Source organism: Devosia sp. 1635, from assembly GCF_013185955.1.
GTDB lineage: Bacteria > Pseudomonadota > Alphaproteobacteria > Rhizobiales > Devosiaceae > Devosia.
This window is the reverse complement of sequence record NZ_JABAOM010000001.1, coordinates 514,208-527,425: the sequence shown is the minus strand read 5'-3', so window position 1 is coordinate 527,425 and position 13,218 is coordinate 514,208. Positions and strand designations below refer to the sequence as shown.

The 13,218-nt window shown below is 63.3% G+C and carries 14 protein-coding genes; 3 read left to right on the top strand and 11 right to left on the bottom strand.

Translation table 11 applies throughout. The annotated features are described in order from the left end of the window. Nucleotides 1-26: 26 nt before the first annotated feature. The 3 genes from blaOXA to HRU92_RS02595 form a co-directional block, all read right to left on the bottom strand. Nucleotides 27-839 (bottom strand): class D beta-lactamase, encoded by an 813-nt coding sequence (blaOXA, locus tag HRU92_RS02605; protein WP_172122897.1) that lies wholly within the window; start codon nucleotides 837-839, stop codon nucleotides 27-29. A gap of 38 nt (nucleotides 840-877) precedes the next feature. Beyond that, nucleotides 878-1,216 carry a DUF4440 domain-containing protein gene (locus HRU92_RS02600; protein ID WP_172122896.1) on the bottom strand — a complete coding sequence of 113 codons (339 nt, stop codon included), beginning with the start codon at nucleotides 1,214-1,216 and terminating at the stop codon, nucleotides 878-880. A gap of 94 nt (nucleotides 1,217-1,310) precedes the next feature. Beyond that, nucleotides 1,311-1,700, bottom strand: coding sequence for a DUF6163 family protein (locus tag HRU92_RS02595; protein ID WP_127752517.1), 390 nt, complete (start codon nucleotides 1,698-1,700; stop codon nucleotides 1,311-1,313). 98 nt (nucleotides 1,701-1,798) lie between these two features. Here HRU92_RS02595 and hemB point away from each other — a divergent pair, with 98 nt between their 5' ends. From hemB to HRU92_RS02580, 3 genes are all read left to right on the top strand, one after another. Continuing rightward, the gene (gene hemB, locus HRU92_RS02590) at nucleotides 1,799-2,812 is read left to right on the top strand and encodes a porphobilinogen synthase (RefSeq protein ID WP_210258525.1); all 1,014 of its coding nucleotides are present in this window, start codon (nucleotides 1,799-1,801) and stop codon (nucleotides 2,810-2,812) included. Nucleotides 2,813-2,880: 68 nt separating this feature from the next. Continuing rightward, nucleotides 2,881-3,399: an RDD family protein gene (locus tag HRU92_RS02585; protein WP_172122894.1), complete on the top strand. Its 519-nt coding sequence runs from the start codon at nucleotides 2,881-2,883 to the stop codon at nucleotides 3,397-3,399. Between the two features lie 61 nt (nucleotides 3,400-3,460). After that, on the top strand, nucleotides 3,461-4,198 hold the full coding sequence (locus tag HRU92_RS02580; protein WP_172122888.1) for an arginyltransferase: 738 nt from the start codon (nucleotides 3,461-3,463) through the stop codon (nucleotides 4,196-4,198). Here the strand turns inward: HRU92_RS02580 and HRU92_RS02575 are convergent. The 8 genes from HRU92_RS02575 to HRU92_RS02540 all read right to left on the bottom strand — a co-directional run bounded on the left by HRU92_RS02575 (nucleotide 4,195) and on the right by HRU92_RS02540 (nucleotide 13,149). After that, on the bottom strand, nucleotides 4,195-4,512 hold the full coding sequence (locus tag HRU92_RS02575) for a Dabb family protein (protein WP_173087516.1): 318 nt from the start codon (nucleotides 4,510-4,512) through the stop codon (nucleotides 4,195-4,197). The genes HRU92_RS02580 and HRU92_RS02575 overlap by 4 nt on opposite strands. Before the next feature lie 29 nt (nucleotides 4,513-4,541). Continuing rightward, nucleotides 4,542-6,839: a DNA topoisomerase IV subunit A gene (gene parC, locus HRU92_RS02570; RefSeq protein ID WP_172122886.1), complete on the bottom strand. Its 2,298-nt coding sequence runs from the start codon at nucleotides 6,837-6,839 to the stop codon at nucleotides 4,542-4,544. Nucleotides 6,840-6,952: 113 nt separating this feature from the next. Next, complete coding sequence (gene recO, locus HRU92_RS02565) at nucleotides 6,953-7,663, bottom strand: DNA repair protein RecO (protein WP_172122885.1); 711 nt, start codon at nucleotides 7,661-7,663, stop codon at nucleotides 6,953-6,955. A 290-nt stretch (nucleotides 7,664-7,953) separates the two neighbouring features. Then, entirely contained in the window at nucleotides 7,954-8,874 is a 921-nt protein-coding gene (gene era / locus HRU92_RS02560) for a GTPase Era (RefSeq protein WP_172122884.1), read from the bottom strand. Then, nucleotides 8,871-9,578, bottom strand: a complete 708-nt coding sequence (gene rnc / locus HRU92_RS02555; RefSeq protein ID WP_127752510.1) for a ribonuclease III — start codon at nucleotides 9,576-9,578, stop codon at nucleotides 8,871-8,873. The genes era and rnc overlap by 4 nt, the downstream gene beginning before the upstream one ends. Then, nucleotides 9,575-10,369: a signal peptidase I gene (gene lepB / locus HRU92_RS02550; RefSeq protein ID WP_172122883.1), complete on the bottom strand. Its 795-nt coding sequence runs from the start codon at nucleotides 10,367-10,369 to the stop codon at nucleotides 9,575-9,577. The genes rnc and lepB overlap by 4 nt, the downstream gene beginning before the upstream one ends. 29 nt (nucleotides 10,370-10,398) lie before the next feature. After that, nucleotides 10,399-10,818, bottom strand: coding sequence for a holo-ACP synthase (gene acpS / locus HRU92_RS02545; RefSeq protein ID WP_172122882.1), 420 nt, complete (start codon nucleotides 10,816-10,818; stop codon nucleotides 10,399-10,401). 39 nt (nucleotides 10,819-10,857) lie between these two features. Continuing rightward, nucleotides 10,858-13,149: a bifunctional (p)ppGpp synthetase/guanosine-3',5'-bis(diphosphate) 3'-pyrophosphohydrolase gene (locus HRU92_RS02540; RefSeq protein WP_127752507.1), complete on the bottom strand. Its 2,292-nt coding sequence runs from the start codon at nucleotides 13,147-13,149 to the stop codon at nucleotides 10,858-10,860. Between the last annotated feature and the right edge of the window lie 69 nt (nucleotides 13,150-13,218).

Here is a 13,218-nt window from a genome sequence, read left to right as displayed (position 1 = left end):
GGCTTCATGTGCCGGCTCGGCGAGCTCTACTGAGGAAGCCTCACGACAAGTTCATCCCAGTGCTCCAATACGTCGTTGCGCGCCCGGATTCCCCCTGAACTGCGCTGCCGCTCCTCGTCCTGAAGGAGGCGCGCGAAGACCAGGCGCCGTGTGTCGTGCTCGGCCCAGCCGACGAACCATCCCCAGCCCCTCGCGCGGTCGAACGAGCCATCAGCCCGGCGCGGATAGGCCGATCCGGTCTTGCCAGAAACCGTCCAGCCAGCGGAGGTCGGCCAACTCTCGACAATGGCCATGGTCATGTCGATTGCGTGCGGCTCCACCGGCAGAGTGCCATTGACGAGATGGCGCAAGAACGCCACCTGCTCGACCGGGGCGATCTGGAGGGACGAGCTGATCCAGGCGCGCTCAAGGGCATTGTCCTGCCCGGGATCGCCGGCCAAGTCGGCATTGCCGTAGCCGAAATCCTGGGCGTAGCCCTGCAGGCGCTCGACGCCAAGCTTTGCGGCGATCTGCTGGGAGAACCAGACCACGGAATGCTTCATCCAGCGCAGCGGGTTGGTGGGCTGCTGCCACTCCGGCCCACCCCAATCGGGGTAGCCGGGCTGGAACGGGAGGGTAGGCGTAGTGGCATTGGAGAGAACGCCGGCGTCATAGCCCATCGCGCTCAAGGCTAGCTTGAAGGTCGATGCCGGGGTGACGCGGGTGCGGCAATCCCCCTCTTCCAGCAGGATGGTGCCACTCTCCGCATCGGCCACAACAGTGCAGATGGTCTTGGCCTGAGTTGCCTGCAGTGGCAGCAGCAGGAAAGCAGCGGCAAGAACAAAGACGGCGGGCTGCATGAACACTCCAGGAGATCGGGTGAAAGTTTTGGGCAGGCTCAGGAGAGCTGGGTTTGCTGATGCTGCACGATCTTCCAGCCCTGGGGCTGGCGAAGGTAAGTCGAGGTGCAGAGAGCGCGGTAAGGCGGGGCGCCGGCGCGCTCGGCCTGCGCTTCATAGGACAAAACAGCCAGAACGTCGCCAGGTCGGATGGCGGTTTGACTGGCAAAGGCAACGCTGGACCAGCGCGGCGCGTGATCGAGACTGGAAAGGACTGCCGCGTTAGCCATGGTCCCCACCGGGCCGAAGGCCATCAGGCACTGGCCGGCCATATGGGTCCGGTAAGCCTCAACGCCATCGAGCCAGAGGCTACGCTCGATCTGCCAAAGGTCATCCACTGGAAAACCTCCCCCGGTTGATTGCGGTCTCGGTGCCATGGTTTCGCAACAGCGTGGCAGGAGCGCGGCAATGCCGATGGGGGCGTTGCGGGCCTCAGTCGGCGGCTTGGGCGCGGCGGTGGCGCCAGTTGAGCGCAAAGAGCACGATGATGGCGGCGACGAGGAACAGGCGCACGGCAAAGCCGGGTGCGGTCATGGTGACATCGGGGTTGCCGAGCAGGTAGAGCACGAGCTCGACGCCGGTGGCGCCGACGAGGAGCACCGCGCCCCAGCTCGCCTTGATCCAAAGGCCCACTGCGGCAAAGAGCCGGGCGCCGGCGAAAATGGCGAGGTAGACAAAGCCAGTGACGCCCCAGGCTTCGATCGGGCTTTGTGCCCCCAGCTGCACGCCAAGGAGGCGTGCAGCATCGTTGAGGCCGAGCATCAGGCTCACCAGGGCAATGACGCGGACATAAAGGGCGGTGGAGCGGGCGTTGAATTCCATGCGCGCAGTTCTAACCCTCTGCAAAGCACTGGACAAGGCAATGTCTTTCGGGGGAGCGCGGGCGCTGCTATGGATATGGGCGCAAAGGAGTTTTAGTGATGGCCGAGTATTGGCAGAAGCACGATATGGGGTTCCTTGACGGGCGGCGGCTGCGCCGGACAAGGCAATCGGCGTGGAGCCGGGCAATGGTGCGCGAGACCATGCTTACCCCCGCCGACCTGATCTGGCCCCTGTTCGTGATCGAGGGCAGCAATGAGCGCTCGAGCATCGAGACGATGCCGGGTGTGGAGCGGTTGAGCGTGGATTTGTGCGTGGCGGCAGCGCGCGAAGCGCGCGATGCGGGCATTCCGGCGCTGGCGCTGTTCCCCAATACGCCCGACCATCTGCGCAGCGAAGGGGCCGAAGAGGCGTATAACTCGGGCAATCTGATGTGCCAGGCGCTGAGCGCCATCAAGAGCGCGGTGCCCGAGATCGGGCTCATCGCCGATGTGGCCCTAGATGAATATTCCAGCGACGGCCAGGACGGGCTGGTGCAGGACGGCCGCGTACTCAATGACGAGACCGTATCGGTGATGATCCGCTCGGCGCTGGTGCAGGTGCAGGCGGGCGCCGACATCATTGCGCCCTCGGACATGATGGACGGCCGGGTGGGCGCCATCCGGCAGGTGCTCGATGCCGAAGGGTTCGACGACACCCAGATCATGGCCTATTCGGCTAAATATGCCTCGTGCTTTTACGGGCCGTTCCGGGAAGCGGTGGGTTCGGGCAGCCGGCTCAAGGGCGACAAGCTGACCTATCAGATGGATTACGCCAATTCGGACGAGGCGCTGCGCGAAATCGAGCAGGATATCGCCGAAGGCGCCGATAGCGTGATGGTCAAGCCGGGCATGCCCTATCTCGACATCATCCGCCGGGCCAAGGACAGTTTCAACATCCCCATCTATGCCTATCAGGTGAGTGGGGAATACGCGATGATCGAGATGGCCGCCGCGGCGGGCGCGATTGATCGAGGGGCCGCCATTCTTGAGAGCCTGCACGGCTTCAAGCGCGCGGGCGCCAATGGCGTTTTGACCTATTATGCGCTGGAAGTGGCGCGGGCGCTGGGGGACTAGGGTCCCGTCTGCGCATTCCTTGCGCCGGGGGTCTTGCACAGAGGCGCGGCTATGACAATTTGTTGGTCATGAGCCCAACTTATTCTGCCGCCCCTGCCCTGCCTGATCCCGCTTCCGCCCCGGAACTGTTCCAGGGTTTGCTGACGCGGCGCGTGTCGGCTTATCTGATCGATCTGGTGCTGATGGGCGTTATCGTGCTGGTGCTGAGCTTTGTCGGGCTGATCGCGGGGTTTTTGACCTTCGGGCTGGCCTGGGGTGCCCTGGCGCTGGTCGTGCCGCTGTCGGTCATCCTGTATTATGCAGTGACGCTGGGTTCGGCCCGGCGGGCGACCGTCGGCATGCAGATGATGGATCTGGTGCTGACGCCGGCGCGCGGGCAGCCGCTCAATGGCGGGATGGCGATCCTGCATGCGGCGGTGTTCTGGGTCACGGTCTGGATCTCCTGGCCCGTGTCGCTGCTGTTTGCGCTGTTCACGCCGCGTCGGCAGATGATCCACGATTTGTTGACCGGCACGCTGATGCTGCGTCGCTCCCCCATGGAGCGGCACTGGCGGATGCAGCGTGCGCGCATGAACCAAGCATATTGAACGATTGCAGGGCGGACGGGAGCGGATTACAGTTCCCGTCTTGGCAGCTAAAGGTCCCGCGTTGACCGACCAGACACCAGAAACGACCCAGCTCTTTTTGACCGCAGCGATGCCGTGTCCGTATTTGCCCGGCAAGCAGGAGCGCAAGCTCTTCACCCATCTGTCGGGGCGGCGAGCAGCGAGCCTGCATCACCTGCTCAGCGAGAACGGGTTCCGGCGCAGCCAGAACCTGATCTATCGCCCGGCCTGCGAGAATTGCTGCGCCTGCCAGTCGGTGCGGATCGTGGCCGATGCCTTCGAGCCCTCCAAACGCTTCCGACGCGTGCTGCGCAACAATGAAGACCTCGCGATCGAGGTGCGCCCGACCACGGCGACATCAGAGCAATACGACCTGTTCAAACGCTATCTCGATTCCCGCCATGCCGGGGGCGGCATGACGCAGATGAGCTTTGTCGACTATGAATACATGGTCGAGGACACGCCCGTGCAATCGGTGCTGGTGGAATATCGGCTGCGCAACCACCCGGACATGCCGCTGGTGGCGGTGGCGCTGACCGATGTGATGCCCGACGGGCTCTCGATGGTCTACAGCTTTTACGATCCGGACCTGGCCCATCGCAGCATGGGGACCTTCCTGATCCTTGATCACATCGCCCAGGTGCGCGCCGCCGGGCTCGATTATGTGTATCTAGGCTATTGGGTGAAGAACTCGCCCAAGATGGCCTACAAGGCGCAGTTCCAGCCGCTGGAAGTGCAAAAAGGCACGCTGGGCTGGTGCCGGCTCGAGGAAGCGGTCTAGGCTCCGTTCATCTCCAGATCAAAGACGATGAGGCCGTCACGGCCGCCCTGCAAGGAGGCAACGAGGCGGGCGCCGGCTTGCGCGTGGTCGGGATCGACGAGGTAATGATCGCGGGCCGCGTCATCGGCAAAATCCATGATGAAGCCATGGTTGAAGCCCTGCCCCAACCCTTCGGGCGAGGCATTGGGGCCGAACTGGGCGGACAAGAGGCCCGGAAGGCGGCCGACCAGCGCATTGAGCCCGGCATAGATGGCATCGCGCTCGTCCTGGGGCACTTCGGGGCGGAAGCGGAAGAAGACGCAATTGCGGATCATGGCCGGGCTTTCGGGTGCGGGTCGGTGTGCTAGCCGACGAATTTGTTGTTACGGGGGAAGCCGTTGGGGGGCTGGCGGCCGGCGGCGGCGCGATCGCCCATCCAGTCGGTCAGTTCCTCGGCAGGCTTGGTGAAGGTGCGCCCGGAACTGTCGGTCCAAGTCAAACCATCGGCGATGAAGAAGCATTTCAGATCGGAAATGCCGCCATCCTTGTAGCGTTGCAGGCGCACGCCGCGGCCGCGGTTCATGGTGGCGAGCTGGCTCAGGGGGAAGACGAGGAGCTTGCGGTTCTGCCCGATCACGGCGACGCGGTCGCCTTCGCATGGCACGAGCAGGCGCGCTTCATCGGGGGCGGTGACATTGAGGATCTGCTTGCCCTTGCGGGTATTGGCGATCATCTCGTCCTCACCCACGACAAAGCCGTAGCCATTGGACGAGGCGATGATGCGCTTGGCGCCGGGGCGATGCACGAAGAGGGACACGATGTCCTGGTCCTCGTCCATGTCCACCATGATGCGCACGGGCTCGCCCTGGCCGCGCCCGCCCGGCAGCTTGTCGCCAAAGAGGGTATAAACCTTGCCGCCGGTGGTCAGCATCAGGAGCTTGTCGGTGGTTTCGGCATTGAAGGCGAGCTTGAGGCGATCGCCGGCCTTGAAGCCCTTTTCGTCGATGGCGGCGTCATGACCCTTGAGGCTGCGGATCCAGCCTTTTTCCGACAGAACCACGGTGATCGGCTCGCGCTCGATAAAGGCGGTGGTGATTTCGGCGTGATCGGCATTGGGGGCGGCGCCATGGATGGAGCGGCGGGCGCCCAGCGGATGAGGCGAGCCGTCCTCCGCAAAAAGCGGATAGGCCTTCTTGAGGGCTTCGACCTGCTTGGCGATTTCGCCCCACTGACGCTTGTCGGAAGCGAGCAGCGCTTCCAGGCGGCCCTTTTCGGCCGTCAGGTTCTTGTGCTCCTGGCGCAGTTCCAGTTCCTCGAGCTTGCGTAAGGAGCGCAGGCGCATGTTGAGGATGGCTTCGGCCTGGTTGTCAGTGAGCGAGAAGGTCGCCATCAACGAGGCCTTGGCATCGTCCTCCTCGCGGATGATGCGGATCACCTCATCGAGGTTGAGATAGGCAATGATATAGCCTTCGAGCACTTCGAGGCGGTTGGCGATCTGCTGCAGCCGGTGCTGCGAGCGGCGCACGAGCACGATCTTGCGGTGGTCGAGCCAGGCCTTGAGCGCATCGGCCAGGCTCATCACGCGCGGCAGCGTGCCGCGATCGAGCACGTTGAGATTGAGCGGGAAGCGGACCTCAAGATCGGTGACGCGGAACAGCTGCTCCATGAGGATCACGGCATCGACGGTGCCCGCGCGCGGCTCAAGGACGAGGCGAATATCGTCCGAGCTTTCGTCGCGCACATCCTTGAGCAGCGGCAGTTTCTTGGCGAGCAGCAGCTCGGCAATCTTTTCGACCAGCCGCGACTTTTGCACGCCATAGGGGATCTGGGTGACGACGATGTTGTAAACGCCGCGGCCCTTTTCTTCCTTGCTCCATTGCGCGCGCAGGCGGAACGAGCCACGGCCCGTTTCATAGGCATGCACAATGGCGGAGCGGGTTTCCACCAGCTGACCGCCGGTGGGGAAATCGGGGCCGCGCACCAGATCTTCGTTGCTGGGGGGAGCCGCGAAATCGCGATGGATCAGTTCGTCAACGGTGGCCGCCGGATTGTGGATCAGCTTGAGCGCGGCATTGCACAGCTCGACGAGGTTATGGGGCGGCACGGAGGTCGCCATGCCCACGGCGATGCCGGTGGAGCCATTGGCGAGAAGATTGGGGAAATTGGCGGGGAGCACCACCGGCTCTTCGTCTTCGCCGTCATAGGTGGGGCGGAAGTCGATGGCGTCTTCGGTAATGCCTTCAAGGAGGCGCGTCGCCACCTCCGTCATGCGCGATTCGGTGTAACGCATGGCGGCGGCGGAATCGCCGTCGATATTGCCGAAGTTCCCCTGTCCGTCGACCAGCGGGTAGCGCAGGGCAAAGTCCTGGGCGAGACGCACCAGCGCGTCGTAGATCGACTGGTCGCCGTGCGGGTGGAACTTACCGATGACGTCGCCGACGATACGGGCCGATTTCTTGTAGCCCTGATTGGGATCGAGCTTGAGCAGGCGCATGGCGTGGATGATGCGGCGGTGAACGGGCTTGAGCCCGTCACGCGCATCGGGCAGCGCGCGCTGGGTGATCGTGGACAGCGCATAGCTGAGATAGCGTTCTTCCAGCGCCTGCCGCAGATCGACAACGCGCTGGTTGTCGGCGGGCGGGAGTGTATCGGCGTCTGACATCACAGCACTTTCAGGAGAACGAATCGGGAAACACTATAGCCGCAAAGCCCCCAATGCGCAGGGTTTCTGGGGTTTTTGCCCAGACATTGCGGTGCTGCGGCCCCGCTTGGCCGCTAAGCGGCGGTGGTGAGGATTGCAACCAGGGTTTCACGAGTCGCAGGTGGCGCCAGCTGGCGGGGATACCAGACATGCAGATCGAGGAAATGGGCCGAAAGGCGAAAGGCGGCGGCGAGATCGGCAGGAGAGGCAGTGTCGTCTTCGTTCAGCAGGAAGGAGGGCAAGGGCAACAGGCGATCGAGATAGGGTTGAGCGGCGGCGCTGGAAACGGCGCGACCCGTACGCGGGGACACATGGGTCAGATTGTCCGTAACGCCGGTGGCAGCGCAGGCCGATAGGTCAAGACCGAAACCCAGTTCGTCGAGCACCGCGATCTCGAAGCGGGCGAGCGCCATGCCATCGAGCGGGCGATCGAGCAGGCGCAGCGCCATGGCGAGGAGGCGATCATGGGGGTCGCGTTCGGGCAGCAGGCGCAGCAGTTCACAGACAAGCTGGCTGAGGTAGAGCCGGGCCTTGTCGGCCATGAGGATGGCGGCGCGGCCGGTTAACAGTTCAACGGCAAAGATGCCGAGGTGATCTTCAAGACGGGCACGCCAGACCAGCTGGACGGTGTTGCCGGGCTGAAGGGCGGCGGCGAGCTTGGAGGAACGGCCCCCGCGCACGAGGCCCAAATGGCGGCCGCGCCCGGCCACCATGGCTTCAGCCACAAGGCTGGTTTCGCCGTGGCGGCGCACTCCGATCAGCAGGCCTTCGCCGGTCCATTCCATTTCAGGGGGTGGCCCGCAAGCTCTGATGAGATACTGAGGGACCCCCTCCCTTCATCCCTCCCCACAAGGGGGAGGGTGTCGACTGCGGGGCTGGTGACAAGAGAGCTTTCGCCCGACTGGGCCGTGGAAGGGCGCCGGGAACGCACTGGGCCAGCACTTCCCCCTTGATGGGAGAGGACGGGAGGGGGTGCAAGAGCCCCGGCACACTGGCCAGCCGCCCCCCACCCTTGATCCCTCCCCGCGAGGGGGAGGGTGTCGACTGAGAGCTCAGATGCAGAAAGGCGAAGCGCTCAGTTTTTCCCATGGGGGAATTCCAGGCCCATTTCGCGGTAGCGCTCGGGGTCGTCGGCCCATTTTTCGCGCACCTTGACGAAGAGGAACAGGTGGATGGGGACTTCGTACATCGCCATCAGCTCCTTGCGGGATTCCGCGCCGATGGCCTTGATGGTTTGCCCGCCGGCACCCAAGACGATCTTCTTGTGGCTGTCGCGGGTGACATAAACGACCTGGTCGATCTTGTAGGAGCCGTCCTTCTGGATCTTGAAGCTCTCGGTCTCGACCGTAGCGTTGTAGGGAATCTCGTCATGGACGCGCAGGAACAGCTTTTCGCGCGTGATCTCAGCGGCGGTGATCGCCATGGTCAGGTCGGTCAGGTGATCCTCGGGGAAGTGCCAGGGCCCGGGGGGAATGTGCTTGATGCACCAATCCATGAAGTCGCTGACGCCATAGCCCTTGAGGGCCGAAATCATAAAGGTGGCTTCAAAGCGCACCTTCTCGTTGATCGCCTGGCTGAGCGTAAGCAGGGCTTCGTTCTTGATGGTGTCGATCTTGTTGAGGATCAGGATCTTGGGATGGGTGACGTTGGCCAGCCCTTCCAGCAAGGTTTCGATCTCGGACGTCAGCCCCTTTTCGGCATCGACGATGAAGGCGACCAGATCGGCATCCCCTGCCCCGCCCCACGCACTATCCACCATGGCGCGCTCAAGGCGGCGCTTGGGGGTGAAGATGCCGGGGGTGTCGATGAAGACCAGTTGCGCCTTATCGATGGTGACGACGCCGCGCACCTGCGAGCGCGTGGTTTGGGCCTTGTGGGTAACGATCGAGACCTTGGTGCCGACAAGGGCATTGAGGAGCGTCGACTTGCCGGCGTTAGGGGCGCCAACCAGGGCGATAAAGCCGCAGGAGGTGTCAGTGGGGGTAATGTCGGTCATGCGGGATCCTTCCAGACCTGCTGGCGCACCAGGAAGAGTTCGGCGGCCTTGTGCTCGGCGATCTTCTTGGAAGGGCCGGTGGCGCTGAGGGGTTCAAAATCCCCAAGGGAAACGGTGATGGTGAATTCGGGCGCGTGGTCGGGGCCGGTGCGCTCGGTCTGGGTATAGGCGGGTGGCTCGAGCCCGCGCGCCTGGGCCCATTCCTGCAGCGTCGTTTTGGCATCGGCGCGCCCGGCATTGCCTTCGCTCAGGAATTCCTCAAACAAGCGCTCGACGAATTCATAGGCCTTGCCGAGCCCCCCATCGCAAAAAATGGCGCCGATCACCGCTTCGGTGACATCGCCCAGAATGGCTTCCTTGTGGGCGCCGCCGGTGCGCGCCTCGCTTTCGCCCAGCCGCAGCTCGGAGCCGAGATCGAGTTGGCGCGCGATGACGGCGCAGGTTTCCTTGCGCACCAGGGTATTGAGCGTGCGCGAAAGCTCGCCCTCATTGGCCTTGGGATAGCGCCGGTAAAGCATATCGGCCACGACGAGGCCAAGCACCCGATCGCCCAGGAATTCGAGCCGCTGATAGGAACGCTCGATGCGCCGCGACGGTGAAACGGCGCTGGAATGAGTCAGCGCCCGTTCAAGCAGGTCTTCGTCGGCAAACTGATAGCCCAGTCGAAACTGCAGCTTTTCGTGAGAACGGGCCCGCCGGCTCATTTGTCGATTTGCTGGAACATCCGGTCCCAGCGCACATTGGCAGGCCACTGCCAGAGCTGCCAGGGTGGGATATTGTCCTTGATGGAGAAGAAGCGCGCTTCAGCCTTGCCGATCAGGTTCACTGCCGGCACATAGCCGACCGAAGACAGGACGCGGCTATCGGCGGAGCGGTCGCGATTGTCACCCATCATGAAATAGTGGCTGGCGGGAACGACATATTCGGGGGTGTTGTCGAGCGGGCCGTTATCCCCGATTTCCTGGATGGTGTGGACGTTACCATCGGGAAAAGTTTCGCGATAAACGGCAACTTCGCGCGTATCGCCTTCGCTATCGGTATCCATGGCAGTGCCGAGGAACTCGCGCTCGACCATGGTGCCATTGATGTAAAGCCGCCCTTCACGCATCTGGATGCGATCGCCGGGGAGCCCGACAATGCGCTTGATGTATTCCATGTTCTGCGGCACCGGGCGGAACACCGCGACGTCGCCCCGATTGGGATCACGCCCCAGGATGCGACTGTTGATAGGCAGCTCGAAATCGAGCAGCGTGAAATCGCCGTAGCGTCCCAGCGAGAAGGAATGCTTGCCATAACCCCAGACGAATTTGTTGGCGACGAAGTAGTCGCCGATCATCAGCGTCTGCTGCATGGAGGCGGTGGGGATGGAAAAGGGCTGATACAAAAACGAGCGCAGCACGATGGCGATCAGCAGGGCCTCGACCACGACGACAATGGTATCCCACCACTCGTTGGTTTCGGCCTTCTTGACAGTTTTTCCGGCGGGCTGGCTCATGAATAATCCCGTTAAGCTACGCCGAAGCGTTAAGGCGTCGTGGTGGGTTGGTCAACCGGCACCGCTTCGATGATCACGAAGGCTTGGGCCAAGCCGGCATCATCGGTGATGGTCAGGTGGATCAACGGCTCGTGGCCGGGGGGAACCAGACGCTCCAGCGCCCGCGCCGCTCCATTGGTGAGCTGCATTGTGGGTTTGCCCGAGGGAAGGTTCACTACGCCCATGTCGCGCCAATAGACGCCGAAATTAAGGCCGGTGCCCAGAGCCTTGGAGCAGGCCTCCTTGGCAGCGAAACGCTTGGCGTAGGAAGCGGCACGCTCGGCGCGGCGATCGGACTTGCGCTGCTCGATTTCAGTGAAGCAGCGCTGGGTGAAGCGGTCGCCAAAGCGCACAAGGGTTTGCTCGACGCGGTTGATCTGGCAGAGGTCCGAGCCCAAGCCGATGATCATGGCGTGGCTCCGGCGGCGACAGGGTTTGGCGAGGCGGGTTTACTCCAGGTCTTCGTCATTGCCCCTCCGTTCAACCCGGCCATCCCATTCGAGGGTCGAGATCATGCCGGCTTCGCGCATGCCGGCGCGCTGCACCGAAGACAGGCCCGGGCTGCGCTTGAGCGTGGCCAGAACATCGGTGAGCTGAGCGAGGTCGCGCACTTCGATTTCAAAGATCATCTGGTGGAAGTCGGGCGAAATCATCCGCATCACGAGATTGTTGATGTTGGCGTCGCAGGCGGCAATGGCCGAGGAAATCTGCGCCAGCGAGCCGGGGCGGTTGACCGATTCCATGGTGACCACAGTGGGGTAAAGCCGCTCTTCACCGCCACCATCGAGGTTCCAGCGCACATCCACCCAAGCCACATCGCTGTCATGCAGGTCGACCAGCGCTTCGGAATGGATGGGATAGACGGTGATCGGCACATCGGGCTGCAGGATGCCGACCAAGCGATCGCCAGGCACGACCCCCTCCCCCGAAATAGTCACAGGCATGTGGAAGTCGAGCTGGGCAAGAGCGGCGCGGGCGCGGGCGCCGGCGCGCTGGCCGCCGGGCACGCGGAAGCGGAAGAGGTCAGTGGCGCGCAGGGCGAACCAGCCATCGGCGGTATCGGCGACGGGCAGATCAAGCTTGCGGCGGCGTTTGCGGAGGCCCTTGAGCGCGGCGAGTTCGGTTCCCAGCTGCTCGCTGCCGATCTTGCCTTCGCCCACCGCGATCAGCAGTTCGCGCTTGCTCGGCATATGCAGGGCTTCGGCCAGCGCCTTGGCTTCGCTTTCCTCGAGGGATACGCCTTCGCGATCGAGGAGCATGTTGAGAACGCTCTCGCCAAGCGCCAGGGCGCGCTGGGCGGCGGCGTTGCGCACGGAACGGCGAATGGCCGAGCGGGCCTTGCCGGTCGCGGCAATGCCGATCCAGTTGGCGGGCGGCAGGTGGTTGCGGTCGCGGATGATCTCGACTTCATCGCCACTGCGCAGCTGCGTAACAAGCGGCAGGATGGCGCCGTTGATCTTGGCGCCTACGCAGGTGTCGCCGATATCGGTGTGGAGCGCATAGGCGAAATCGATGGGGGTGGCGCCGCGCGGCAGCGCGATCAGCCGGCCGCGCGGGGTGAAGCAGAACACCTGATCCTGGAACAGCTCCAGCTTGGTGGATTCCAGGAAATCCTCGGTGGTGGCGCCGGCGGTCAGATGCTCAATGGTGGAGCGCAGCGAGCCATAGGCCTGCGATTCCTGCTCGAGCCGGCCCATATCGGCGGAGGCGCCATCCTTGTAGAGGCTATGGGCGGCGATACCGAATTCGGCGATCCGGTCCATTTCCTCGGTGCGGATCTGCAGCTCGGCGCGCTGCCGGCCGGGACCCACGATCGTGGTGTGGATGGAGCGGTAGTCGTTGTGCTTGGGGACGGAGATATAGTCCTTGAAGCGACCGGGCACGAGCTTCCAGCGGGTGTGGACCACGCCCAGCGTATGGTAGCACTCGTCGATCGAGCCCACGATCACCCGGAAGCCGATCATGTCCGAGAGCTGCTCGAGGGCGATGGATTTGCGCTCGATCTTGGTGAAGATCGAAAAGGGCGACTTGACCCGGGCCTTGACGCGCGCGGTGATCCCTTCGCTGGCGAGGCGCTCGGTCAGCTCGGTCGAGATCGTATCGATGGCTTCGCGGTAATGGACCTTCATCTGGTCCAGCCGCTCGGTGATGGCCTTGTAATGTTCGGGCTGCAGGATCTTGAAGGAGATGTCCTCAAGCTCGTTGCGCATGTCCTGCATACCCATGCGGCCCGCGAGGGGAGCATAGATATCCATGGTTTCCTGGGCGATGCGCTCGCGCTTGTTGGCCGGCATATATTGCAGCGTGCGCATATTGTGCAGGCGATCGGCCAGTTTGACGAGGAGGACGCGCACATCCTGGCTGATGGCCAGCAAGAGCTTGCGCAGGTTTTCGGCCTGGGCTTCCTCGCGTGACACGAGGTTGAGGCGCTCGATCTTGGTCAGGCCATCGACAATGGCGCCGATTTCGGGGCCAAAGAGCTGGTCGATCTCGGCGCGGGTGGCGTCGGTGTCCTCGATGGTGTCGTGCAGCAGCGCCACGGCGACCGAGGCGTCATCGAGCTTGAGGTCGGTGAGGATCGCGGCGACTTCGAGGGGATGGGCAAAATAGGGGTCGCCCGAGGCGCGCTTTTGCGTGCCATGCTTTTGCATGGCATAGACATAGGCCTTGTTCAAAAGCTGCTCGTCGACGTTCGGGTTATACGCCTGAACGCGTTCGACGAGCTCGTATTGCCGCATCATATCAGGGCCGCCCCGCCAGCGGTGAGCTTAGTGCATTGAAACCAAATGAGAAGAGGCGTTCGACAGCTG

Bases quoted from the DNA above. Each gene is read 5' to 3' on its own strand.
- blaOXA (WP_172122897.1), bottom strand. From the start codon at position 839: ATGCAGCCCGCCGTCTTTGTTCTTGCCGCTGCTTTCCTGCTGCTGCCA.
- HRU92_RS02595 (WP_127752517.1), bottom strand. From the start codon at position 1,700: ATGGAATTCAACGCCCGCTCCACCGCCCTTTATGTCCGCGTCATTGCC.
- hemB (WP_210258525.1), top strand. From the start codon at position 1,799: ATGGCCGAGTATTGGCAGAAGCACGATATGGGGTTCCTTGACGGGCGG.
- HRU92_RS02585 (WP_172122894.1), top strand. From the start codon at position 2,881: ATGAGCCCAACTTATTCTGCCGCCCCTGCCCTGCCTGATCCCGCTTCC.
- HRU92_RS02575 (WP_173087516.1), bottom strand. From the start codon at position 4,512: ATGATCCGCAATTGCGTCTTCTTCCGCTTCCGCCCCGAAGTGCCCCAG.
- parC (WP_172122886.1), bottom strand. From the start codon at position 6,839: ATGTCAGACGCCGATACACTCCCGCCCGCCGACAACCAGCGCGTTGTC.
- recO (WP_172122885.1), bottom strand. From the start codon at position 7,663: ATGGAATGGACCGGCGAAGGCCTGCTGATCGGAGTGCGCCGCCACGGC.
- era (WP_172122884.1), bottom strand. From the start codon at position 8,874: ATGACCGACATTACCCCCACTGACACCTCCTGCGGCTTTATCGCCCTG.
- rnc (WP_127752510.1), bottom strand. From the start codon at position 9,578: ATGAGCCGGCGGGCCCGTTCTCACGAAAAGCTGCAGTTTCGACTGGGC.
- lepB (WP_172122883.1), bottom strand. From the start codon at position 10,369: ATGAGCCAGCCCGCCGGAAAAACTGTCAAGAAGGCCGAAACCAACGAG.
- acpS (WP_172122882.1), bottom strand. From the start codon at position 10,818: ATGATCATCGGCTTGGGCTCGGACCTCTGCCAGATCAACCGCGTCGAG.
- HRU92_RS02540 (WP_127752507.1), bottom strand. From the start codon at position 13,149: ATGATGCGGCAATACGAGCTCGTCGAACGCGTTCAGGCGTATAACCCG.